Source organism: Micromonospora sp. NPDC049903, assembly GCF_044460945.1.
GTDB lineage: Bacteria > Actinomycetota > Actinomycetes > Mycobacteriales > Micromonosporaceae > Micromonospora.
The window spans coordinates 92,971-117,244 of the sequence record NZ_JBITKL010000019.1; the positions used below are offsets into that span (position 1 = coordinate 92,971).

A 24,274-nucleotide genomic window follows, 5' to 3' on the forward strand; every position below is an offset into this window, starting at 1 on the left:
TATACAACAGTTCTGCGTCGTCCGCTGTCAACAGCGGCTTTTGTCAGCCGGAGCCAGAGCTGGATCCCGTGGTGGACCTCCGTGCATACAGTGGTTAGTGGTGTGCCATGCCGATCACCCGCCGAGCCGGCGACCGAGCAGCCGCCCGAACGCCAACGCCGGGGTCACCGCCATTCCCCCGCAGAACGCGGCGCCACTGGTGGCACCCATGCCGATGGCCTCACCGACGGCGTACAGGCCGGCGATGACCCCGCCGTCGTCGCGGCGTACCCGGAAGGCCGGATCGACGTCCAGGCCGCCGAAGCTGCAGAGCAGCGCGGCGGCCGACCGCACCGCGTAGAAGGGCGGCCGGGCCACGCGGTGGCCCAGCGCCCGTCGGCCGAGCGGATCGACGCCCCGGTCGACCGCCAGGTGGTACGCCCGCACGGTGCGCCGCAGGCCGTCCGGATCGATGCCCGCCCGCCGGGCCAGGTCGGTGAGGTCGTCGGCGACCCAGGCGACGTCCCCCTGCCGCGCCTGGGCGCGGAGCCCGTCCGGCCCCCACGCGGGCACCAGGGGTGCCCCGGCGTCGACGGCCGCGTCGTCGCACACGATCCAGAACGCGGCGTCCGGCTGGCTCTGCACGGCCCGCTCGTGGCGGGTGACGTCGCCGAGATCCTCGGCCACGAACCGGTCGCCGTCGGCGTTGACCCAGATCTCCCGCGGTGCGCGTTCGGCGGGCGCCAGATGCGCCACCTCGGACCAGAAGTCCACCCGGCCCGGCGTCGAGCGACGTTCGAGCAGGCCGAGGCGGGGGGTGTGCAGGTCAGCGAAGCGGACGGCGGCGCCCAACGGCGTGGCCATCTGCATCGCGTCGCCGGTGGACGTGGGCTCGGCGTTGGTCACCAGGCGGGGTGCGCCCGGGGTCACCGCGGAGAAGACCTGCGGGTTGGCCCCGTACCCGCCCGAGGCCAACACCGTGACACCGGCGCGCAGCTCGCGGTCACCGTCGGAGGTACGCACGACGGCGCCGGTGACGGCACCACCCTCGGTGCTCAGGTGCAGGGCGCGCGAGCGCAGCCGCAGGGTGACCCGACCGGCGTCCACCTGCGCGGCGAGCAGTGGTCGTAGCGTCTCGCGGATCGAGCGCCCCCGGTCGACGCCCCAGTAGGTGCGGGGTCGGGAGTACGGCGAGTGCCCGTGGTAGACCACCGGCATGCCGGGTGCGAACGGGAAGCCGTTCTCGTCGAGCCAGTCGACCACCCCGGGTGCCTCGTCGACGGCCAGCCGGATCAGGGCGGGGTCGCCCTGGCCGTGCCCGATGCGCTGCACGTCGGCGAAGTGCCGGTCCGGGTCGTCGTCGATGCCGGCGGCGCGTTGCCGACGGGTGCCGGCGGCGCTCATGTGCCCGGCGGAGACCCGCAGGGTGCCGCCGATGTCGGTGCCGACGTCGACCAGGTCGACGCGGAGCCCGGCCCGGGCCGCCTCGATCGCGCAGGGCAGACCTGCGGTGCCGGCACCGATCACCAGGACGTCGGCGTGGCTGGTCACGGTGTCCGCCCGGATCCGGTGACGAAGGAGACCACGGCGGCGGCGAACTCCTCCGGCACCCGCCACGGCAGTTGCCCGGTGGTGTCGGTCAGTTGGATCGACGTCGCGTCCGGGCGGATCAGCCGGGCGATGTCGTCGCAGTGGACCAGCATGTCGCGTGCCGCGGTGAGCAGCAGCACCGGGCAGGGTGCGGTGCGCAGCGGCTCGGTGGGGTCGTAGCGGAAGGCGGCGCGGTAGGCCCAGTTGTACCGCTCGAACACCGAGGCGATGTTGGCCACCGCGAGGTTGACCAGCTCCGGTGGCTGTTCCCAAATGTCCAGGTACCGCGCCCAGAGATCGCGCAGGTGCTCACCGGACGGGTCGATCGGCTTGTCCGGCGCCCAGGTGGCACCCAACTGTTCGCGTTCGGCCCGGTCGAGCACGAGGCCGGACAGGATCGCGTGGGTGACCCGGCCGGGCGTGGCCAGGTCGGTGACCGCCAGCGCCAGGGAGGCGCCGGTGTGCTGTCCGGCGACGGCGAACTCGTCGATGCCCAGCGCGTCGACGGCGTCGAGCAGCAGGCGCGCGTAGCCGGGGATGTCCGGGGGCTCGGGCGGCGGGTCGGACTGCCCGTACCCGGGGGTGTCGAAGGCGTACGCGCGCAGTGATCGGCCGAGCGCGGGCATGGCGGGCGCGAAGACGTTGGAGGCCTGCGGCGACTCGTGCAACAGCACGAGCGCCGGTCCCCGGGTGCCGCTGCTGCGGTAGTGGATCTGGGCCCCCGGCGGGCCCACGTATCCGCGCATGTCACTCCCCTCGCTCGGTCGGTGGTGCGGGCGGCGGAGGCCGCCGCTTCGGGGCGGTCGACCGCGCCGAGCGTCGTTTCGGGCTACCGCCGGGTGCGGGCGTCGCGGGGCGGTCGGCCTCGCCGGTGGTCTCCCCGACCGGGTCCGGCCGGTCAGCGCCGCCGGTGACGTCGGGTTCCGGTCCGGCGCCGTCGGGGCGTTCGGCCTCGCGGGGATGCCGGTCGGTCGGCGGGGCGTCCCGGACGAGGTGGGCCGGCACGGCGGGACGGCCGAGGACGGTCGCGACGATCGTGCCGCCGGTCGCCGCGACGGCTTGCCGGGCACTGTCCACCGCCGCCGTCACCGAGGCCATGTCGCCGATGAAGGAGACCGTGACGAGGCCGTCGCCGATGCGGCTGACGCCGATCACCGTCACCTCGGCCGCCTTGGCCATCACGTCGACGGCGACGATCGAGGCAGCCAGTCCGCGCGTCTCGACCATGCCGAGCGCACCCGCATTCCACAGGTCCACGTCAGTCCTTCACATAGTTGACCCACGCCTCGGTCTCCAACCGGTCGACGATCGCGACGATGGTGGAGTCCACGGGCGCCTGGCTGGATTGCCGTTCCGCCAGTCGTGCGGCGCTGCCGCAGGCGACCAGGACGACCTCGCCCCGGCCCGCGCCGACGGTGTCGACGGCGACGTACGGCTCCACGGCGTGCCCCTCACCCAGGGGCGTGACGACGAGCAGCTTGGCGCCGGTCAGCGTCTCGGCCTTGACGGTGCTGACCACCGACCCGATCACCCGGGCGATACGCATGCCGGATCACCTCGTTCCTCTAGCGCCGGGACCAGGGCGTCTTCTCGAAGGCCAACCGGACGGCCTGCCGGGCCGACTCGATCTCGGCGTGCAGTCCGGAGACCCACAACCGCCCGAACTGGCCGACGCCCCGTACGTCCACGATCTTGACGTCCGCGGACTTCTCCACCTCGTTGCCGACGGCGGAGATGTAGGCGGCCGGCTGGCACTCCACCACCAGCATCGACTCGCCGGCCACCAGCAGGGAGCCCTTCTTCGACCGGTTGACCAGTTGCGCCTGGTAGGCGTCGATGTTGGAGACCACCTTCGCCGAGACCAGCTCTGCGGGCTGCGCGTCGGCCTCGGTCATCCCGAGCAGGTCGAGGATGGTGCGGCCGGCCTGGCGGACGGCGTCCTGCGACATCGAGTGCAGCTCCGTCATGCCGTACTGGCGCTCGACCACCTGGGAGCCGGGCCGGACCCCGGCGCCCTTGACGGCCGCGTCGACCAGGGCGTAGACGTCACTGCCGGGGGATATCTCCAGAAAGAGCTGGGACATCCCCTCGACGACCGGGTCACCGGACATCACGCTGCCGAGCAGGGCGGCCATCTGCGGCTGGAGTCGGTCGACGAAGGCGTACGTGCGCAGCTCGACTTCGCTGCCGGCCACGTCAGCGCCGACCCACGAGCAGCGAGAGGGTGCCGCTGCGCCGACGTTCGCCGCTCTGCAGGACGCGACCGGTCGGCGTGCTGACCTCCTCGACGCACTCCCGTTTGCAGGACAGCTCCGAGCAGTCGCCGGTGAATCCGGCGTCCCGGGCGGCCTGGAGGAGGTCCATGTCCCGCATCGGGCCCCAGAACGGCTCGTTGTTGTTCCAGGTGTCCCAGTCGATGAGGAACTGCACCAGCGGGTCGAGGCCGGCGTAGCCGGGGAAGTCCGCGTGGATCATCATGCCGCCGGGGGCGAGCAACCGGTGGCACTCGCGCAGGATGGCGCGTACCGCGTCCGGCGGCACCTCGTGCAGCACGATGTGCGAGACGATCAGGTCGAAGTGCCCGTCCGGGAACGAGGTCGCCTCGGCGTTCTGCTGGGAGAAGTGCACCGTGCGGCCGAGTGACTCGGCGCGGGCGTGGCCGTAGCGCAGCAGGGCCGCGCCGACGTCGATGCCGTGCACCTCGGCGTTCGGGTAGGCGTCGACGTAGGGCAGCGTCGAGTTGCCCACCCCGCAGCCGATCTCCAGGATCCGCTTGGGGCGGAAGTCCCGGTGGGACTGCTTGAGGTAGTTGTTGACCACGGACTGGCCGTAGTCGTCGTTGAGGGCGCCCATCTGGCCCATGGCGTAGACGTAGACTCCCCGGTCGTAGAGGGCGCCGGCGGTGAGGTCGTCCGCCACGTACTCGCCCCGGTAGCCGCCGGGCATCGCGTGGATGTCGATGCCCCAGAAGTACCAGGGCAGTTCGAAGGCGGGATCCAGTTCGAGGGAGCCGAGCCCTCGTTCGGCCCGCTGCGCGCGGGCGGCCAGGTCGTCCCACTGCCGGGCGATGCTGTCGGCCACCACGTTCCAGAGCAGGTCCTGGCTCGCCCGGCGCACGGAACTCCAGAGCTGGTAGTACGGCTCCGGTTCCATGGCCCGACGGACCGCTTCCCGGTCCCGGGGCGCGACGCCCATCTCCTGCTGGTAGCGAGGGGCGACGCGGTGTGCGTACAGCTCCCGGACCCCGGGGGTCACCTCGGTGGAGATGTGCGACTTCAGTGCCCGGACGAAGTTCTCGCGCGCGAGTTCGTCGTGGTTCTCGCGGGGCAGGACACCGTGCTCCTGCTGCGTCATTTCCCCTCCCCCACCTGTGCGAAGGCCTGCCGGATGACCTCCCGGTAGGACTCCGGGGTCTCCTCCCGCACGATCTCCTCGCGCCACTCGTAGAAGACCCGCAGCACCCGGGCGACGAACGCCGCCGCCTCGGTGTCGCGGGCCTGTGCGTCGTCGCCGGAGACCGTGTACGCGTCCACGGCGCCGCGCTCGACCACCCGCCGGTCGGCGAGGAGTTGCTCCAGCGTCGTCAACCGTTCCCGCAGCACCCACACCTCGGAGGAGAGGGTCACCACGGTCGAGACGAGGGCCTCCATGCCCGGTTCGGCGAAGAACTGCGGGCGGGCACCCTTCGCCTTCTTGGGCAGCGGCTGCCCGGGCAGTGGCTGCGCCTGGTCGGGACGGCCCACACCGGGTCCGCCGAACGCCCCCAACACCTTGAGCGTCTCGTTGGCGACCGTCGAGGCGTCCGCGTCCGGGTTCGCCGACAGCACGGCGGCGGCGACGGTACGGAGAGTCCGTTCCGCCTGTTCCTCGGCGTCGGTACAGCCGCACGAGCAGTCGTCGGCGTCGCCGCATCCGGCGCCCGTGCCGCCGGTGGGTGCCGGTGGCACGGGCGTCGGCGGTGGCGCGTCCTGTCCTGCTCTGCGGACGTCGATGCCCAGGTTGCGGGCCAGGTCCTCCGCGTGCGGCGAGATCAGGTCACGCGCGCCCAGAAGGATTTCGCGCGGCCCGGTCGACCGGGCGACGTCTTCGATATCGACCGCAGTCCATACCCGACTCATGTATCAACTCCTTCGACGAGCACGCGGCGCCCTGTTCAGGCCTTGGTTCCGCCCCGGGTGGCCCCGGTCGGCAGGATCGCCTCGACCTCGCCGTGCGGGCGCGGGATGACGTGCACGGAGACCACCTCACCGAGCCGGGAGGCACTGGCCGCCCCGGCGTCCGTGGCAGCCTTGACCGCGCCGACGTCGCCGCGTACGACCACGGTGACCAGGCCACCGCCGACGTACTCGGTGCCCACCAGCACGACGGTGGCGGCCTTGACCATCGCGTCGGCGGCTTCGATCGCCGCGACCAGGCCACGGGTCTCGATCATTCCGAGCGCGGACATCTGCAGGTCAGCCATGACAGTTCTCCTCCGGTAGTTCGTCGGCGGACGGGTGTCCGCCGGTGTTGTGGGCCTTGCTGGTCCGGCTCATCGCCCGGTCACCTGCCGGGCGATCCGGTGCACGAGCACCTCCAGCGGGGTGCGGGGGGTCGTCTGCGGACGTGCGTCGGTCGCCCGTTGAGCGCCGAGCGCCGCCGACGATGTGCTGCCGGGTCCGGTGCCGCCGGTGGCCTGCGCCGGGACGCGGGTGGGTGCCGGGTCGCGGGGCGGTTCCAGGCCGGTCTCGGCCCGGCACCGGGCCCGCAGTTCATCGACCGTGCCGCCGCGGTGGAACCGGGGCAGCGCCGACCGGTTCGCGGCGATCTCGGCGCGGAGTCGGCGGGTCTGGTCGTCGTCGACGCGGTCGCCGACCAGGACCACCCCGTAGCGGCGGGCGCCCTCGACGGTGACCAGTCCCCGTTCGACGTCGTGGCGCACCTGGTCCGGGTCGCGTTCCAGCGGGTCGCCCCACCCGCCGCCGCCCCAGGTGACGAAGTGCAGCAGGTCGCCGGGGCGCACGCCGACGTGGTCGCACTTGGCCGGCACGGTCTGCTGCGATCCGTCGGACCGTTCGAGGATCTTCGTGCCGCGTTGTCCCGGCTCGCCGCCCAGCACGCCCCAGGGTTTGGTGAACCAGCGGTCGTCGTGGATGGAGACCTCGCCCGGTTCGAGGAACCGGTAGCCCACCCGGATGCCGTTGCCGCCGCGGTGGCGGCCGGCGCCGCCGGAGTCGGGAATCGACTCGTAGGACTCGATGCGCAGCGGGTAGTACGCCTCCAGGTATTCGTTCGGCACGTTGGTGAACGAGGGCCACATCGAGTGGCCGTCGAAGCCGTCGCCGATCGGTCGGGCGGGTACCCCGCCGAAGCCGATCTGGTAGAGCTGGAACCAGGTGCCGGAGCGGTCCAGGCCGGAGTACATCAGATGCGGGCTGGACGAGAAGCCGGCCGCGCAGAGGAAGTCCGGCTGGCACTGGCCCAGCAGTCCGGCCAGGACGTCGAAGAGCCGGCCCAGGGCGTGCGTCCGGCAGGACAGTGCCGCCGGGCGTCGGGGCTTGAGCAGGCTGCCCTCGGGGATGCGGACGTCGACCAGCGGATAGAACCCGTCGTTGAACATGATCAACGGGTCGACGGCCATGATGGTGTACACGCCGAAGAACATCCGCAGCACGTTCTCGTTCAACAGGAAGTTGATCGAGCCCTCGGCCTGGTCGCTGGTGCCGGTGAAGTCCAGCACCACCCGGTCGCCGTCGCGCCAGAGCGTGCACCGGATCCGGAACGGCCCGCTGCCGCGCCCATCGTCGTCGATGTAGTCCTCGAAGGTGACCGGCTGCTCGGGCACGACCTGCCGGAACAGCTTCGCCATGGCCTGCCGGTTGCGTTCCAGCAGCAGGTCCAGCGTCGCCAGGTAGGTGTCCAGGCCGAAGCGCTCGCACAGTTCCCGGACCCGGGTCTCGGCGGTCCGGCAGGACGCCAGGACCGCGTTGAGGTCGGCCCGGTTCCAGTTGGGCAGGCGCACCTGGTTGAGGACCGTGTCCAGGAGTTGCTGGTCGAGCGTGCCGCCGCGGACCAGTTTCACCGGCGGGACGATGACGCCCTCTTCGTAGATGGACACCGCGTCGGTCGGGAGGCTTCCCGGGACCTTGCCGCCGACGTCGCTCATGTGGCCGAACATCGCCGCCCAACCGACCAGCGTGCCGTCGGCGTAGATCGGCAGCAGCACCAGCCAGTCGTTGGCGTGGCTGATCGCGCCGTCGCAGGCGTACGGGTCGGAGGTGAAGAAGACGTCGCCCTCCTCCACCGTGCCGTCGTAGCCGGAGAGGAAGCCGTCGATGAAGGAGCCGAACTGTCCGGCGACCATCCGACCCTTGCGGTCGGCGATCAGCGGGAAGGCGTCGTTCTGTTCCCGGATGCCCGGGGACATCGCGGTGCGCAGGACGACCGCGTCCATCTCGAACCGGGCGTTGCGCAGCGCGTTCTCGACGATGTCGAGCACGGCGGTCTCGACCTCCACCGGACGCGGCGACCGGGTCGTCTCGACGATGACGGCACTCATCGGGGCCCCCTCTCCTCAGCGGGCAGGATGAGCAGGTTGCCCAGCCTGTCGACGCGTGCGACGCAGCCCGGCAGGACCAGGCTGGTGGAATCCATCTCGACCACGATCGCGGGACCGTGCAGTTCGTCGCCGGCGCGCAGGGCGGTGCGGTCGTAGAGGGCCGCTTCCTGCCAGCCGCCGTCGACGTACACGCGCTGGCCGCCGATGACCGCGCGGGAGGCGTCGTGGTCGCCCGACTCGATCTCGACGGGTCGGATCCGTTCGGCGTCGGAGACCCCCACCGCGCGGATGTTGACGATCTCGTGCTGTTCGTCGAGGGCGAAGCCGAACAGGCGTCGGTGGGCCTCGTCGAAGCCGTCGCGCAGCGTGGGGATCAGCGGCCCCTGGCCGGCTGCCGGGACGCTGACGGGGACCTCGAAGCCCTGCCCGTGGTAGCGCACGTCGGCCTCGAAGCGGACCGTGCGGGCGTCGGCGGGTACCTCGGCCCGGTCGAACTCGGTGTCGATCTGGGTGGCCAGGTCGCTGAACTCGCGGCGCAGCAGCGCCTCGTCGAGGTCGTCGAGCGGGCGGACCAGTGACTTGTTCGCCTCGGCGCGGACACCGGTGGAGGCGTCTCCGTAGGCGCAGAGCACCCCTGGGGACTGCGGGATCACCACCGGCCACGAGCCGAGGAGTTTGGCCAGGGCGTTGGCGTGCAGAGGGCCCGCGCCGCCGAACCCGAACAGGGCGAAGCGTCTCGGGTCGTAACCGCGTTGCACCGAGACCAGTCGCAGGGCGCCGAGCATGTTCTCGTTGACGATGTCGATGATCGCGGCGGCGGCGGCTTCGACCGTCACGCCGAGTTTGGTCGCCACGGTGCCGACGGCGGTGCGGGCCTTCTCCACGTCGAGGGGCATCGCGCCGCCGAGCAGCGCGTGCGGCAGGTAGCCCAGCACGACGTTGGCGTCGGTGACCGTGGGCAGGACGCCGCCGCGACCGTAGGTGGCCGGGCCGGGCAGGGCACCGGCGCTGGCCGGGCCGACCCGGAGCGCGCCGGTCAGGTCGGGGACGTGGGCGATGGAGCCGCCGCCGGCGCCGACGGTCTGCACGTCGATCGAGGGCGAGCGGACGGCGAGGTCGGCCACGGTCGTCTCGCGTCGGATGACCGGGGTGCCGTCCTCGATCAGGGCGACGTCGGTGGAGGTGCCGCCCATGTCCAGGGTGAGCAGGTCACGGAAGCCGGCGGCCGGTCCCAGGGCCACCGCTGCGGCGACGCCGCCGGCCGGTCCGCTCATCAACAGGCTGACCGGGATGTCCTCGGCCCGTTCGAAGGTCATCAGTCCGCCGTCGGAGCGCAGCACCCGACGGTCGCCGACCAGTCCTTCGGCGACCAGTTTGCTGCTCAGGTTGCGCAGGTAGGCGCCGACACCGGGGCGGACGTAGGCGTTGGCGACGGTGGTGAGAGTGCGTTCGTACTCGCCCAGTTCCGGTAGGACACCGGCGGAGGTGGAGACCGGTACGCCGGGTGCCTCGGAGGCGGCGATCTCGGCGGCCCGCTGCTCGTGGGCGGGGTTGGCGTAGGAGTTGACGAAGCCGATGGCCAGCGCGTCCACGCCCCGGTCGACCAGGTCGCGGACGGCGGCCCGCACGGCCGTCTCGTCCAGCGGGTCGATCTCGGTGCCCCGGGCGTCCAGTCGGCCCCGGACCTCGCGGACGTCTTCGAGTGCGACCAGTTCGGCGGGTCGGTCCCAGACGATCCAGCCGCCGAGTCCGCCGGGCACGAACGACCTGGCGATGTGCAGGACCTGCCGGTAGCCGACGGTCACGATCAGGCCGACCCGGGCGCCTCGGCGTTCGAGGACGGCGTTGGTGGCCACGGTCGTGCCGTGCAGGAACTGGCGGATGTCGGCCGCGCGGGCGGTGGCGTCGGCGAGGACCCGGGTCACGCCCTCGACGACGCCGACGGACTGGTCCTGCGGCGTGGAGGGCACCTTCGTGCGGCGGGTCCGGCCGGTCGCCTCCTCGATCAGAAGGACGTCCGTGAACGTGCCACCGACGTCGACTCCAAGTCGGTACATCAACGACCTGCTTTCTCGGGTACGTCAGCTGTCTCGGAACGTCGTCGCCGGCGGGTCCGACCGTGGGCCCCGCCGGTCGGCGTCCCCGGCGTGTGCACCGGGGACGCCGGCCGGGTCAGGAGACGGAGATGTCGTAGTAGTTGACGTGGCCCTGGGAGTAGCTGACGAAGCCGGTCACGCCGTCGCGGAAGGCGTAGAACTTCTGGGAGTCGACCAGCGGAATGGCCGGCATGTCCCCCACCATGAAGTCGTTGACCTGCTTGACCAACGCCTCCCGTTCGGGCCCCGGCTGGGTTTCGAGGATCTGCCGGGACAGCCCGTCGACGGTCGAGGAGCTGTAGTTCTGCAGGTTGGTCAGTCCGCCGGTGGAGTAGAAGACCTGCAGGTAGTAGGCGGGGTCGGGCACCAGCGGGGTGCTGGTGGCCAGCCAGCTCTGCAGCTTGCCCTCGCGCTTGGCGGCGTCGAAGTCCGCACCCGAGGCGACGTTGTTCAGTTTGACCTCGATGCCGACCTTGGCCAGTTGCGACCGCAGCAGGACGGCCACCTGTTCGCTGTGCGCGCCGACGTTGGCCGCGTTGTAGGCCAGTTCCATCGGGAAGCCGTTGGGCAGGCCGGCCTCGGCCAGCAGTTGCTTGGCCCGGTCGATGTTGTGGGTGAGGGGCTGCGCCGCCGCCGGGGCACCGAAGTCGTCGTGGATGAAGTCGCTCGACGCGGTGGAGTAGCCCTGGTAGGCGGATTCGACGATCGCGGCGCGGTCGACGGCGTAGGAGATGGCCTCGCGGACCCGCTTGTCGTCGAAGGGCTCGGCCTTCAGGTTCGGCACCAGCACGTCGATGTTGGGATAGAGCACCCGTTCGAGCCGGACGCCGTCGCTGTTCTCCAGCGAGGAGAGCTGGTCGAAGGTGAGCGCGCTGGCGACGTCGACCTGGCCGCTCTGGGCCAGTTGGAGCCGGTTGGAGGTGTCGGCGACGGCACGCACCACCACGTCGGTCACCGTGGGCGTACCCCGGAAGTAGTTCTTGTTGGCGGTGAGCCGGACTTCCTTGCCCGGGTCGAACGAACGCACCTCGTACGGGCCGAAGGTGGCGGTGTTCTCGCCCAGCCACTTGTAGGCGTACGGGTCGTCGGTGGTGGCGTGCTTCTTGGCCTCGACGGAGTCGTAGATCGTCATGAAGAAGGTGCTCAGGATCGAGACGCTGACCGCGTTCGGCTGGGCGACGTTGATCGTGACGGTCCGGTCGTCGGTGACGGTGACCGGGTTCTCGATGTCCCATCCGCCGATGCCCATGAGGATCTTGGCGATCGGTACGCCTTCGCTGTTGACCATGCGGTCCACGGACCACTTCACGTCCTCGGCGGTGAGGGCGTTGCCGAACTGGCTCTTGGCCTCGCGGAGGGTGAAGGTCATCTGCTTGCGGTCGTCGCTGAGTTCCCAGGACTCGGCGAGCTCGGGCTCGATCTGGTCCGGGGTCTGCAGGGTCGTCGCGCCGGCCTCGGGCTTGGTGAAGCGCACGAGGGTCCCGGAGATGTTGGGTAGCAGGTCGATCGAGATGAAGCCCTGGTAGCGCTCGGAGTCGAGGCTGGAGACCACTCCGGGCGCGGCGACGGTCAACGCCTGGCTGGTGCCGGCGTCGGCGTCATCGCCGTCGTTTCCACTACAGCCCGCGACAGCCAGGCTCGTCACGGCGAGCGCCGCCACGGCCCGCATCCGAACGGAAGTCGTTCCCATGCCGACACCTCCACATTGTGTGCAAGGTTGCTATATCAGGCGTGCTTGACTTGGTGAAGCGGATCACAGGATGCGATGTTTGTATACAGGTTGCCGGCTGTCAAGGCTTCGTTCCGCCAGATCGGGGTCACCCCGACGGGCCAGGAGCGGGCACCCGGCGGTCAGCAGGGCAGACACCCGCACGCACCGGAGCACGCACGCCCCTGCCAGGCTTTGCATACATGGACTTTGCGACACCCTAGCGCCGCACTGAGCCCAGAGCTACTAGCTGCGGAGTCATTGCGAGTGCCACTCGCGGACCTAGACGACCCCCCACGGATTACATACAATCCTGCGTCAACTGAAGGAGGACACCGTGACTCATGCCGGCAAGCGACGGGTCATCATCGATCAGGTGCCGCAGCGCGTGTGGCGGGCAGCGGGCCTGCCCTTCGGACTTCTCACCCGCCAGATCAACGCCGATCCGGAGACCGGAGCGCAGACGCTTGTCGTCGACGTCCCACCCGGCTGGCACATGCCGGAGCACTGGAACGGCGCCGACCTCGAACTTCTGGTCCGCGACGGCGACCTGACAATCGCCGGACGCCAGTGCCGCCCCGGGCACTACCTCTTCCTGCCCTCCGGCACCGAACTCGGCCCGATCTCGTCGGAGCACGGCGCCACGTTGATCTTCTGGACCGACTCCCCCTTCGAGGTCCGCACGGACGCACCACCGGCACCGTCGACACCGCTCGGCGAGACCGTCGACATCTTCGACCAGGCCAACTGGCGACCGGTGCGCGAGGCGTTCGCGGGGGTCACCGACACCAGCAGCCACGGCGACCTCGAGGTCCCCACCCAGTGCATCCGGCTGCGCAAGGTCGAGGAGAGCGGCAAGGACACCATCCTGTTCGTCCTGCCCCGGAGGTTCGCCAAGACCGCCCTGGAGTTCCACCACAGCACCGAGGAGATCTTCTTCCTCGGCGGCTGGTGCGCCACCGACCCGGAGCACGTGTACCACGCCGGTGAGTACCTGTGCTGGGAGCCCGGCGTCATCCACGGCGTGGTCACCGGCTGGGAGGCCATCTGCCTCTCCAAGCACCACGGGCCCCTGACCAGCCCACAGATCCCCCTCGGCGCCACCAGCGTGGACGCCGAACGGTGACCCGGTTACCCCACGACGGTCACCGCCGCAGCACACCGGGGACGCCACGCCCGCCGTTCGTCGTGCGCCGCGACGAGCTGGAGTACGAGCTGATCTCCGCCCTCAACCACAACCCGGACGACGAGGGACTGGTGCACCGTCTCGTCGACCGGGACACCACCGGCGATCCGGAGTGCGAGTTTCTGACCGGCGTCTACCGCATGGAACCCGGGATGAGCCACCCGCTGCACCTGCACGCCGACTCGGCCGAGTTCTACTACGTGCTGGCCGGTACGGCCCGGTTCACCCTGGCCGACGAGGAGTTCGAGGCGGGACCGGGCACCGCGATGTACATCCCCGCCGGCGTCGCCCACGCGATCGAGACCGGCAGCGCCGACGGCATGGAGCTCGTGTACTCCTTCAGCACCCCTGACCTGCGGGGAATCGGCACCAGGTGGCTCTAGGCCGGTATCGGGCCCGGACCCACCGCACATCGACGCAATCGTGGATCGACGAAGGAGACGAGGGTGCGCAGCATCGAACATTGGATCGGCGGGGCGTCCGTCGCCGGCAGCGGGTACGCGACCGTGTACCAGCCCGCGACCGGCCGGCCCCAGGCACAGGTCGCGATCGGTGCCCAGCCCGAGATCGACCAGGCCGTCGCGGCGGCGGCCCGGGCCTTCGAGTCGTGGGGCGACGTGTCCCTGTCCCAGCGCGCCAAGGTCCTCTTCCGCTTCCGTGACCTGGTCGAACGGCACGAGGACGAGTTGGCGAAGCTGGTCACCGCGGAACACGGCAAGACCGTCGAGGACGCGCGCGGTGAGGTGATCCGGGGCCGAGAGGTCGTCGAGTTCGCCTGCGGCATCCCGCAGCTGCTCAAGGGCGCCTACTCCGACCAGGTCTCCACCGGTGTCGACTCGTACTCGCTGCGCGCGCCGCTCGGGGTCTGCGCCGGCATCACCCCGTTCAACTTCCCGGTGATGGTGCCGATGTGGATGCACCCCATCGCCATCGCCTGCGGCAACACCTTCGTGCTCAAGCCCAGCGAACGCGACCCGTCCGCGTCGAACCTGGTCGCGCAGCTCTACGCCGACGCGGGCCTGCCCGACGGTGTCCTCAACGTGGTGCACGGCGGCAAGGAGGCGGTCAACGCGCTGCTCGACCACCCGGACGTCGCGGCGGTGTCGTTCGTCGGCTCCACCCCGGTCGCCCGGCACGTGCACCAGCGCGCCGCCGCCTCCGGCAAACGGGTGCAGGCGTTGGGCGGGGCGAAGAACCACGCCGTGGTGCTGCCCGACGCCGACCTGGCCGAGGCGGCACGGCAGATCACCTCCGCGGCGTACGGGTCGGCCGGACAACGCTGCATGGCGATCTCCGCCGTGGTCGCGGTCGGCGCCGCCGGGGACGAGCTGGTCGACTTGCTCCGGCGGGAGGCCACGGCGATCGTGGTGGGCCCCGGCGACCAGGAGTCGTCCCAGATGGGTCCGGTGGTCACCGACGAGGCACGCGACCGCGTCATCACCTCCGTGGACGGTGCGCAGAAGGCCGGCGCCACAGTGGTCGTCGACGGTCGGGACCTGCGGGTGGACGGCCACGACGACGGATACTTCGTCGGCCCGTGCCTGCTGGACCGGGTCACTCCCGACATGGACGCGTACCAGCAGGAAATCTTCGGACCGGTCCTGGTGGTGCTGCGGGCCGAGAGCCTGGACGAGGCGATCAGGATCATCAACGCCAACCCGTACGGCAACGGCACCGCCCTGTTCACCTCCGCCGGAGCGGCGGCCCGCCGCTTCGTGCGTACCGTTTCGGTCGGCATGGTCGGGGTGAACGTCCCGCTGCCGGTGCCTATGGCCTACCACTCCTTCGGCGGCTGGAAGGCGTCACTCTTCGGCGACACCCACATCCACGGCCAGGAGGGCGTGGCGTTCTACACGCGCGGCAAGGTCGTCACCAGCAGGTGGCCGGGCACCACCCCGACGGCCCGTCCGGACTTCCACTTCCCCACCGCCACCTGACCGGAACAGGGACCTACCCGCCGAATTGACATCGATGGTCATGCTGGAGACCCAGTCAGGTACGGGTGGACCGGTACGGCAGGAGGCGACGTGGCGGACGCTGTCGACGACGTGGTGGTGACGGCCTTTCTGGGCGCTGGCCCCCAGGAGGATCCGTCGGACCTCGAGCGTGAGTTGAGCAACCTCAACCAGGAGTTGTGGAGCCTGGGGACCGTGCTGCCAGCGCCCACGGCCCCAGCCCCCGACGGTACGCGGGGCGTCGATCTCGCCGCCGTCGGTGCAGTCTGCGTGGCGGTGCTGCCGGTCCTGCCGGACCTGCTCGCGGTGGTACGCATCCTGCGCGACTGGGTCGGACGTGGGGCTGGGCGCACCGTCAAGGCGGTCCGGGCGGATGGCTCCCGCATCGAGCTGACAGGGTTGTCCGAGCAGGACGTGCAGGCGCTGGTGACCGATTGGATCGACCGCCGCCCGTCGTCGTGACCGCGCGGCGAGCCCTGCTCGTAGCGTGCGCCGAGTACGCGGACCCCCGGCTGAGGCGGTTGCGCTCACCCGTGCATGACGTGGACGAGTTGGCTGCTGTCCTCGCCGATCCGCGGATCGGCGCGTATGAGGTCGAGCCGCCGCTGATCAATCGGTCTGACGCGGAGGTCAGGCGTGCGGTGTCCCGGTTTCTGCGGACCGCCAGCCGGTCCGACACCCTCCTGCTGCACTTCGCCTGTCACGGCTACAAGGACGACGGGCAACTCCACCTGGCGGCGCGAGACACGGATCTCGATGATCTGATGGTGAGCGCACTGCCCGCAGATCTCCTCAGCCGGCTGATCAACCGCTCACCTTCCCGCCGGAAGATCCTGATTCTCGACTGCTGCTTCAGCGGTGCCGTCTCCCGGACGATGATCCATCGTGGCGTGGACGACCACACCGTCAACATCGCCGGCTTGTTCGGTGACGATGACGGCCAGGGCCTCGGCATCATCACCGCCAGCCAGGCCGAGGAGTACGCATTGGACAGCTCCGCGGAGCCGGTGGCGTTGACGGCCGAGGTGGCGCACTCGGTGTTCGCGGCGGCCCTGATCGAAGGCCTGCGCAGTGGCGGCGCCGACCTGGACGGCGATGGGCGGGTCTCCTTCGACGACCTTTACCAGTACGTCTACCGTCGGGTGGTCGCCGCCGGTGTGCCGCAGACTCCCGGCCAGTGGAACTGGGTACGCGGAAGCCTGATCGTGGCGCATCGCCCGCCCACCGTCCCGCCTGAGCAGGAGCCGACCGGTTCGGGCGTGCCGACCCGGGCGGACTGCCGCTCCCCCTGGGACGCCGCGCTGCTGGACTGGCGGTTCGCGGTCACGCCGGCGGTGGACCGGCTGCTCAGCGTCCAGGCGCGTACGTCGGCCGAGCGATATGGCTGGGGGTTGTTGCGCAACGGGGAATGGGCCGTCGCGCAGGTGCGTTTCGCGGAGGCGGTACGGCATTCCGGGGGTGGATCGGCCTGGTGGGGACGAGCGGTCTGTCACGCCGCCGAGGAACAGTGGGGCGACGCGGGTGAGGCGTTTGAACGGGCCGCCGATCGGCTCGCCGCCGGGCTGGGCAGCCGCGACCAGGGCACGGGCTCTCCGTCGACGGTCGACTCGGCTGGGCTATGCGCCGCAGCCGCGCTGCTCGGCGCGGTCACCTTCGCGGCGGCTGGCAGCCCCCGGGCCGACGACCTTCTGGTCACGGGCCTAAACCGAGTTCCGTTCTGTCCCCAACTCCTTGCCTACCGGGGGCTTCTGCACCAGGAAAGGGCACCCCTCAGCCTCGCCCTGCGCCTCGATCCGGGAATCGTGGACGACTTCGCGGCCGTCGGGCTGGACATCGAGCAGGCTGTGCTCGACGCGGCGAGCGAGCTCGATCGGCGGCTCGACACCCTCGCTCGGGAGCGCGACCGGCTCGCCGCACTCGCCCGGACGGTTCCCACCGCCTGGGAGGAGCCGCCCACTGCGCAGTCGCCACCGCGTACGGCCACGCCTCGCGAGCGGCTCGACGCCGGCCATCGGCGGGTGCACACGGAGCGGGAATCGCTGACCGCTTGGGCCCGGCGACTCCGCATGGACGCCCTGGCGTTGCTCATGGGCACGGAGACCGTCGCCAGCCCAGAGTCAACGATGCGAGAGACCCTGATGATCGAGGTGATCCGGTCGGCGGTGCTGGCTGTCGAGGCTCTTCAGCGCACGGAACTTCCACCTCCGGTCACCGCGCTCGGTGTTCCACCACGACTGGCGCGGTAAAAGCTGTCGCCCTTTGGACAGTCGTCCCGGCGGCGGTACTGGGGATCGCCGCCCGACACCTACCATTAAGAGACGCACATCACTACAGGAGTCGCACGAAAGGCCGCTGGAACGCCTCGGACACCATCGGTGTCCGGCGTTGCCTGACCCACCCGGCCGCGTCCGTTGGAGGAGTGGACCTGTGCCAGTGATCAGAGCCACCCCCGGTCGGACTCCCTTTGCACGTCGGGAACGCTAGTGGCACCCCTCGCCTATCACGGGCGGCTGGTCGATGCGATCCTCCAGTTCCCCGGCAGCCGACAGCGGGAGACCCGCGACCGATACGCCAGTGCGCTCTCGCTGCTGCTCGACGCGCAACCGGATCCACCCCGGTCCGACGATGCCGCCGAGGATGTCGCCGCCCTCGTCTCGTGGTGCGCCGGCCGGCCGGACGGACTGACGAAACTGGTCGAGGCGGTCGCCCTGGTGGAGGGGCCGTCGGAACACCTCGACCGGCTCCGTGCCCTGGAGTCGATACGCCGTCCCGCTGAGGTGCTCGAACCGGACGAGCGGGCCCGGGTGGAGGCGCTGCTGGCCGAGCTCGACCCGGCAACCGTGCTGCCGTTGCTCCGGGACCTGCTGACCCGATGGGGTCCTCGGGTGCGCTCGGACGCCAGCGACCCGGGTGCGGTGGTGCGGCTGCTGGAGGACTCGATCAGGGGTGCCGACCCGGTCCATCCGCTCTACGCCTTCCTCAGCCGACTGGTCGGTCTGCTCCACGGTCCGGCCCGCGAGGATATCGCCGAGCTCGTCAGTAACGTCGGCGACCGCACTGGCGTGCCGCCCGAGCCGCCCCTCGGGCGGCCACCGACGGTCGGCGAACCGGGACAGCACCACTTCGTCATGCGGCTGGCCGAGGATGGTCGGACCAACTCCCGGTACCTACTGCACGTCTGGTTGGTCACCGAGGACGGCACCTGGCACCTGCGGTACACCTCGGACACGCCGCATCTGCTGGCCGAGATCCGGGTCAAGCTGGACGAGCAGCTCGCCGAGTTGGCCCGCGACGAGGACGTGGACGTAGGCGCACTCTCGGTCGAGTTCATCCTGCCCAGGGCATTGCTGGGGCATGACGTCGACCAGTGGGTGGTGACGGCGCCGGGCCACTCCGACCCGATCGGGGTGCACTATCCGGTGGTGGTCCGCGACCTGGCGCGGATGCGCAACCGGATCAGTCGGCACCGCTGGCAGCAGCGCTGCGATTCGCTGCGCCGCGACGGCGAAGGCGCGGCGGTGGGTGCCGTCCGGTTCGAACACGCCAGCGGTGTCGCGCCCGTCCGGTTCGCCGAGTTGATGCGCAACCTCGAACAGCCTGTTTGCCTCATCGTGCTCGGCGCGTCGGCTCGTCACGTGCTGCACAACATCGGTGCCTGGCTCACCGCCGGGTTACCGGTGATCGCCTGGTGCCGAGCGGAGGAGCACGCGGCGCGGTTCGACGCCGACATCCCGGGTGTGCTGGTGAGCGGCGGTATCCGTGCCCTGCCCGCGGCCGTGTGGCGGCTGCGGCAGGACGCGGGCGGCGCGGAAGCGTCCACGGGGCATGTGGGCCACCACATCACCCTGCTCTGGGACGAGCAGGACCGGTTGCCCCCGGACGAGCGGGCCCGGCTGAGCCATCCGGCTCAGCCACGGTAGCGGAAGAGGAAGGCGGAGAGCGGTGACCACGGACACGAACGCCACGGCCGGCGCCGACGGCGACTGGCGGATCTACCGGGGCAGTGGCCACAGCCACGACGACATCGGTCGGCTGCCGCCGCCGCCGCGTTGGCGGCGGTTCCACGGCGGTGACCTGGTCGAGCCACGCTTCCCGGCCGAGGATCCGGCGGCCAAGCGGGCGGCCGGCTATCAGATCACCGATGATGCGATCGAGATGGTCAACGCCGCACTCTACCTGCGGCGTCCGCTGCTCGTGACCGGCAAGCCCGGCACCGGCAAGTCCACCCTCGCCTACAGCATTGCGGCGGAACTTCTGCTGGGGCCGGTGCTGCATTGGCCGATCACGAGTCGGTCCAGGTTGGACGACGGTCTCTACCGGTACGACGCGATCGGTCGGCTTCAGGAGAGCAACCTGCGTCAGTCCGCAGAACGCGACCACGAGGTCCTCGATGTTGGCCGGTACATCACGCTCGGTCCGCTCGGTACGGCGTTGCTTCCGCAGGCCCGGCCCCGGGTGCTGCTGATCGACGAGCTGGACAAGAGCGACATCGACCTGCCGAACGATCTGCTCAACGTGTTCGAGGAGGGTCGGTTCGAGATCCCGGAGCTGGTCCGGCTGCCGGCGGAGCAACGAGAGGTGGAGGTGATGACTGCGGACAGCACCGACCGGGTTCCGGTGCGGGACGGCCTGGTGTGCTGCCACGCCTTCCCGGTCGTCGTCATCACCAGCAACGCGGAGCGGGAGTTCCCACACGCGTTCCTGCGCCGGTGTCTTCGGCTCGACATCCGGCCACCGGACAAACGGACTCTCGGGAAGATCGTGGAGTCCCTGCTGGGTGCTGAGGCCGCGGCACACAGCACCGATCTGATCAGCCAGTTCCTGGAGCAACGTGACCGTGGTGAGGCGGTGACCACCGACCAGTTACTCAACGCCATCTACCTGGTCACCTCGGGCATCCGGCCGCCCGAGTCGACCCGGGCCCGGCTACGGGCGAATCTGATCCGCGACCTCAGCGCGACCGGTCCGCAATGATCGACCGGTTGATCGCGGGGCTCGGTGAGGCGGCGTCCGCGCTGACCGCGGAGGAGCTGGCCGAGGCCCTGTGGTTGGCCGGTCACATGCCGGTGCCGACGGACTTCTCACCGGACGACACCGGATCGTCGACACCGGTCGCGATGCCGGAGCCACCGGCCGGTCCGACCAGTGGGAATCTGGCACGGCCGGCCGAGGACGCACCGATCGGCGGCGGTGCCACCGCGAGGACCGGAGCCGGCGCAGCAGGCAGAGCGCACCTGTACCTCGCCACGACCGACGGCCGGCAGGGCGAGGCGTTGTGGGCCGGAAGTCCCGCCGTATCCGCGCTGCCCCACGCGCTCGCCCTCGGTCGGGCACTCGGCGGACTACGCCGGGCCGTCGACTCGCCTCGGCAGGTGGAGTTCGACGAAGACCGCACGGCGGATCTGATGGCCGAGACCCGTATCCCACAGGTCGTCTTCCGCAGCGGCCGGGACCGGTGGCTCAACCTGGACCTCGTCGTGGACACCAGCCCGTCGATGGTGATCTGGGAGTCGACCGTACAGGAGCTGGTGGCCCTGGCCCGGCGGATCACCGCGTTCGGCGCAGTACGGGTCTGGCGGGTACACCCGGACGTGACGGAGACGACGCCGGTACTGAGCACCGGGACCACCGAGACCCGGCGGAGCCCGGGCGAGCTGATCGACGCGACCGGACGCCGACTAATCCTGATCTTCAGCGACTGTATTGCGCCGATGTGGGCTGGCCCGGAGATCCTCCGCTGGTTGGAGAGCTGGGGACGCTCCGGTCCCGTCGCAGTCCTGCAACCGCTGCCGCAGCGGCTCTGGCACCGCTGCCGGACGCCGACACACCTGGTCACGCTGCATCCGCCGGGGCCGGCAGCGCCGATGGCCCGGATGCGCCCGACGTTGAGGGACGAGGGGACACCGGTTCCAGCGGACGCGGTCGCGATCCCGGTGCTCGAACTCACCGCGCCGTGGTTGGAGTCCGGGGTGGCCATGATCACCGGAAGGGTCGCCCGGCTCCCTGCTGTCGCCCTACTCACCCGGCAGCCGGACGACCTGCTCGACGACGCCGACCTGCTGAACGACGATCCGCCACCCAGCGACCCGGACCAGACGCCGGCGATCGACCTGGTGCACACCTTCCGCGCGGGTGCCTCGACCAACGCCCGCCACCTCGCCGAATTCCTCGCCGCAGCGCCGCTCACCCTGCCGGTGATGCGGCTCGTGCAACGACTGATGTTGCCCGACTCGCTTCCCCGGGATCTGGCGGAGGTCTTCCTGAGCGACCTGCTGTACCGCAAGACGCCGCTCGATCCTCCGGTCCCGGCCGACCGGGTGCTCTACGACTTCCGCACCGACGTCCGGCAGATCCTGCTCACCGGGCTGCGGGCGGGCGAGGCGTTGACGGTGCTGGACGAGGTCTCGCACTTCGTCAACCAGCACATGGGCACCTCGTTCGACTTTCCCGCGCTGCTGGCCGGGCAACAGCGCGGGATACCCACCGACGAGCTGGGCCAGCCCTTCGCGGAGGTCGCCCGGGAGGTGCTCACGGCGCTCGGTGGCCGCTACGCCGCCCTCGCCGACGGTTTGCTGCCGGCGGCCACCACACCCGGCGCGGGGCCGGCCGGGTTCACGAACGACGATCCACCGTCGCGCCGGCCGGACCGGAGACGGAAGGGAGATCAGATGACCCCCACCCACGACCGTGGCCCTGCCGTCCCGGACACCGACCACCGGCCGGCCGTCTGGGGCGGCGACATCCCGCCGCGCAATCCCGACTTCACCGGCCGGGAGGAGCTTCTGCAGCAACTACGTGGCCAGTTGACGAGCCAGGTCCGTGCCGCCTTGTTGCCGCACACCCTGCACGGGCTCGGCGGGGTGGGCAAGACCCAGCTCGCCGTCGAGTACGCCTACCGGTACGACCACGCGTACGACCTGGTCTGGTGGGTGCCGGCCGAGCAGCCGACACTGATCCGACAGTCGCTCAACGCCCTCGCGGTACGGCTCGATCTGGTCGCGCCCGACGACGTCGATGTCGGACGGGCATTGACCCGCGTGTACGACGCACTGCGTACCGGGCGGCCGTACCGCCGCTGGCTGTTGATTTTCGACAATGCGAACCGGCCCGAGGACCTGTCGCCGTTCCTGTCCATCCCCGGCGGGCACCTGCTCATCACCTCCCGTAACTACAGTTGGGCGGGCATCGCGCAGACCCTTGAGGTCGACGTGTTCAGCCGAGCCGAGAGCAAGAAGCTGCTCAGGTCCCGGCTGGACGGTCTCACTGAGCCGGACGCCGACCGGTTGGCGCAGTTGCTCGGTGACCTGCCGTTGGCGCTCGAACAGGCGGTGAGTTGGATCAACGGGACCGCGACTCCGGTGGCCGAGTACGCCGAATTGTTGGAGAAGCGGACCGTGGAGGCGTTGCGAGAGGGCACGCCGGGCGTCTACGGCGTCCCCGTCTCGGCAGTCTTCGGGCTCGCGCTGGACCAGTTGGCCGAGCAGAACGAGCCGGCCCTGCAGTTGCTGGAGCTGTGTGCCTTCTTCGGCGCCGAACCGATCTCGATTCGCCTGCTGCCGATGGGCAGATACGCCAACAACCTGCCGGAGGCTCTCAACGAGACGGTCCGTGACGACATCGCGTTACGCCGGGCGGTGCGGGACATCGGCCGGCTCGGTCTGGCCCGGGTCAATCCCACCCGCAACAGCATCCAGGTGCACCGGCTCGTTCAGGCGGTGCTGCGTAACCGGCTGGCGCCCGGGCAGCAGGCCGGGTACCGCCGTAGTGTCCAGGAGATCCTCGCTGCCTACAACCCTGGCGACCCGACCGACGACCCGAAGACCTGGGACCGGCACGCCGAGATCGGTCCGCACGTCGCCACCTCCCAGGCGGTGGAGAGCGATGCCACGGAGATCCGGGACGTGGTGCTCGACCAGATTCGGTACCTGTACGTGACCGGGGACTACGTCAGCAGCCGGGAGCTGGGGCACACCGCGTACCAGACCTGGACCCGAAAGCTCGGCGCCGAGCACCGGCTGACCATCGTGACGGCTCGGTTCCTCGCGAATGCCATGCGCTCCACCGGTGAGCTGGCCGCGACTCGAGAGCTCAACGAGAAGATGCTGGATGTCGCCCGACGCTCGCTCGGCGAGGATCACGAGCACACGCTGGCACTGGCCAACAGCCTCGGGGCGGACCTACGGCTGTCCGGTGACTGGCACCGGTCCCGCACGCTCGACGAGGATCTGCTGGTCCGGCATCGCCGCGTGTTCGGCGAGGACGATCCGAACACCCTGCGGGTGGCCAACAACCTTGCCATCGACCTGCGCCTGCTGGGCGACTTCCGTGCCGCGTACCAACTGGACCTGGAGACGTGGAACCGGCGCCGGCGGGTCCTCGGCGACGACCATCCGGCTACCGTCCACGGTGTACTCGGTGGGTTGTCCCGCGACTTGTACGGTCTGGCCCGCTACTACGAGGCGATCGACCTACAGCAGCGCTGGCTTCCGGTGCTGCGGGAGCGGCTGGGCTCGGACCACTCCAACGTGCTGCTGGCCTCCCGGGTCCACGCGGCGACGCTGCGCGAGGCCGGGCGGTCACACGAGGCTCTCGACCTGGCCAGGGACGTCGCGGAACGTCGCCGGGAACGCTACGGCTCGGACCACAACGAGACGATGAGCGCCATGCTCACCCTGTTCACCATGCTCGCGCAGACCAACCGGCTGGCCGAGGCGCGGCTGATCGGCGAGGAGACGTTGGCCGGATATCGTCGGCTCGTCGGCGAGCAGCACTCGTTCACCTATGTCGCGATGACTGACCTGGCCATCGTGCTGCGGATGGCCGGCGACTATCAGCGGGCACGGGATCTCGACGAGGCCGCTCTGCACGGCATGATGACGGCGACGGCGCTGGGCCCGGAGCATCCGTACACCATCTGCACGACGGTCAACATGTCCAACAACCTGGCGTTGGCGCGCGAGTACGACGCGTCCGTCGCGCTGCTGTCGGAGACCTGGGATCGAGCCCGACGGGTGCAGGGGCCCGAGCATCCCGAGGCACTCGCCATCGCCGCGAACCTGGCCTTGGACCTGCAGGCCACGGGTCAGGTGGAGGCCGCGCGGCAGCTGCGTGAGGAGGCGCTGCGCGGGCTGCGACGCACGCTGCGGGAGGGCCACCCGGACATCGACGACCTGGTGCAGGGCCGACGGTTGTACTGTGTGGTCGATCCGCCGCCGACCTGAT

Annotated in this window: 19 protein-coding genes; 8 read left to right on the forward strand and 11 right to left on the reverse strand. The window is 70.5% G+C overall.

Features of this window, described 5'->3' with window-relative positions; genetic code table 11:
• Positions 1–114: 114 nt before the first annotated feature.
• The 11 genes from ACIBO1_RS24255 to ACIBO1_RS24305 all read right to left on the reverse strand — a co-directional run bounded on the left by ACIBO1_RS24255 (position 115) and on the right by ACIBO1_RS24305 (position 11,893).
• Entirely contained in the window at positions 115–1,530 is a 1,416-nt protein-coding gene (locus ACIBO1_RS24255; RefSeq protein WP_396750291.1) for an FAD-dependent oxidoreductase, read from the reverse strand.
• The gene (locus tag ACIBO1_RS24260; protein ID WP_396750293.1) at positions 1,527–2,315 is read right to left on the reverse strand and encodes an alpha/beta fold hydrolase; all 789 of its coding nucleotides are present in this window, start codon (positions 2,313–2,315) and stop codon (positions 1,527–1,529) included. The genes ACIBO1_RS24255 and ACIBO1_RS24260 overlap by 4 nt, the downstream gene beginning before the upstream one ends.
• Position 2,316: 1 nt before the next feature.
• Positions 2,317–2,826, reverse strand: coding sequence for a BMC domain-containing protein (locus tag ACIBO1_RS24265; protein ID WP_396750295.1), 510 nt, complete (start codon positions 2,824–2,826; stop codon positions 2,317–2,319).
• A 1-nt stretch (position 2,827) separates the two neighbouring features.
• Positions 2,828–3,115, reverse strand: coding sequence for a EutN/CcmL family microcompartment protein (locus tag ACIBO1_RS24270; RefSeq protein WP_396694295.1), 288 nt, complete (start codon positions 3,113–3,115; stop codon positions 2,828–2,830).
• 19 nt (positions 3,116–3,134) lie between these two features.
• A complete protein-coding gene (locus ACIBO1_RS24275) occupies positions 3,135–3,764 on the reverse strand; it encodes a hypothetical protein (RefSeq protein ID WP_350698211.1) in 630 nt (209 codons plus the stop codon).
• A 1-nt stretch (position 3,765) separates the two neighbouring features.
• Positions 3,766–4,923, reverse strand: coding sequence for a methyltransferase domain-containing protein (locus tag ACIBO1_RS24280; protein WP_396750297.1), 1,158 nt, complete (start codon positions 4,921–4,923; stop codon positions 3,766–3,768).
• A complete protein-coding gene (locus ACIBO1_RS24285; protein ID WP_396750299.1) occupies positions 4,920–5,687 on the reverse strand; it encodes a hypothetical protein in 768 nt (255 codons plus the stop codon). The genes ACIBO1_RS24280 and ACIBO1_RS24285 overlap by 4 nt, the downstream gene beginning before the upstream one ends.
• A gap of 35 nt (positions 5,688–5,722) precedes the next feature.
• Positions 5,723–6,022 carry an ethanolamine utilization microcompartment protein EutM gene (gene eutM / locus ACIBO1_RS24290; RefSeq protein ID WP_117230296.1) on the reverse strand — a complete coding sequence of 100 codons (300 nt, stop codon included), beginning with the start codon at positions 6,020–6,022 and terminating at the stop codon, positions 5,723–5,725.
• 78 nt (positions 6,023–6,100) lie between these two features.
• Positions 6,101–8,107 carry a hydantoinase B/oxoprolinase family protein gene (locus ACIBO1_RS24295; RefSeq protein WP_396750301.1) on the reverse strand — a complete coding sequence of 669 codons (2,007 nt, stop codon included), beginning with the start codon at positions 8,105–8,107 and terminating at the stop codon, positions 6,101–6,103.
• Entirely contained in the window at positions 8,104–10,164 is a 2,061-nt protein-coding gene (locus tag ACIBO1_RS24300) for a hydantoinase/oxoprolinase family protein (protein WP_396750303.1), read from the reverse strand. Before ACIBO1_RS24300 ends, ACIBO1_RS24295 begins: the two co-directional genes overlap by 4 nt.
• A 115-nt stretch (positions 10,165–10,279) precedes the next feature.
• On the reverse strand, positions 10,280–11,893 hold the full coding sequence (locus ACIBO1_RS24305; RefSeq protein WP_396750305.1) for an ABC transporter substrate-binding protein: 1,614 nt from the start codon (positions 11,891–11,893) through the stop codon (positions 10,280–10,282).
• A gap of 355 nt (positions 11,894–12,248) precedes the next feature.
• Here ACIBO1_RS24305 and ACIBO1_RS24310 point away from each other — a divergent pair, with 355 nt between their 5' ends.
• The 8 genes from ACIBO1_RS24310 to fxsT all read left to right on the forward strand — a co-directional run bounded on the left by ACIBO1_RS24310 (position 12,249) and on the right by fxsT (position 24,273).
• The gene (locus ACIBO1_RS24310) at positions 12,249–13,037 is read left to right on the forward strand and encodes a cupin domain-containing protein (protein WP_396750307.1); all 789 of its coding nucleotides are present in this window, start codon (positions 12,249–12,251) and stop codon (positions 13,035–13,037) included.
• Positions 13,034–13,480 (forward strand): dimethylsulfonioproprionate lyase family protein, encoded by a 447-nt coding sequence (locus ACIBO1_RS24315; RefSeq protein WP_396750309.1) that lies wholly within the window; start codon positions 13,034–13,036, stop codon positions 13,478–13,480. The genes ACIBO1_RS24310 and ACIBO1_RS24315 overlap by 4 nt, the downstream gene beginning before the upstream one ends.
• 63 nt (positions 13,481–13,543) lie before the next feature.
• On the forward strand, positions 13,544–15,034 hold the full coding sequence (locus ACIBO1_RS24320; RefSeq protein WP_396750311.1) for a CoA-acylating methylmalonate-semialdehyde dehydrogenase: 1,491 nt from the start codon (positions 13,544–13,546) through the stop codon (positions 15,032–15,034).
• Between the two features lie 90 nt (positions 15,035–15,124).
• Positions 15,125–15,514: a hypothetical protein gene (locus ACIBO1_RS24325; protein ID WP_396750313.1), complete on the forward strand. Its 390-nt coding sequence runs from the start codon at positions 15,125–15,127 to the stop codon at positions 15,512–15,514.
• Positions 15,511–17,298, forward strand: coding sequence for a caspase family protein (locus ACIBO1_RS24330; RefSeq protein ID WP_396750315.1), 1,788 nt, complete (start codon positions 15,511–15,513; stop codon positions 17,296–17,298). Before ACIBO1_RS24325 ends, ACIBO1_RS24330 begins: the two co-directional genes overlap by 4 nt.
• Before the next feature lie 237 nt (positions 17,299–17,535).
• A complete protein-coding gene (locus ACIBO1_RS24335; RefSeq protein WP_396750317.1) occupies positions 17,536–18,972 on the forward strand; it encodes a hypothetical protein in 1,437 nt (478 codons plus the stop codon).
• A gap of 22 nt (positions 18,973–18,994) precedes the next feature.
• Complete coding sequence (locus tag ACIBO1_RS24340; protein ID WP_396750319.1) at positions 18,995–20,026, forward strand: AAA family ATPase; 1,032 nt, start codon at positions 18,995–18,997, stop codon at positions 20,024–20,026.
• Positions 20,023–24,273, forward strand: coding sequence for an FxSxx-COOH system tetratricopeptide repeat protein (gene fxsT, locus ACIBO1_RS24345; protein WP_396750321.1), 4,251 nt, complete (start codon positions 20,023–20,025; stop codon positions 24,271–24,273). Before ACIBO1_RS24340 ends, fxsT begins: the two co-directional genes overlap by 4 nt.
• The last annotated feature ends 1 nt before the right edge of the window (position 24,274 follow it).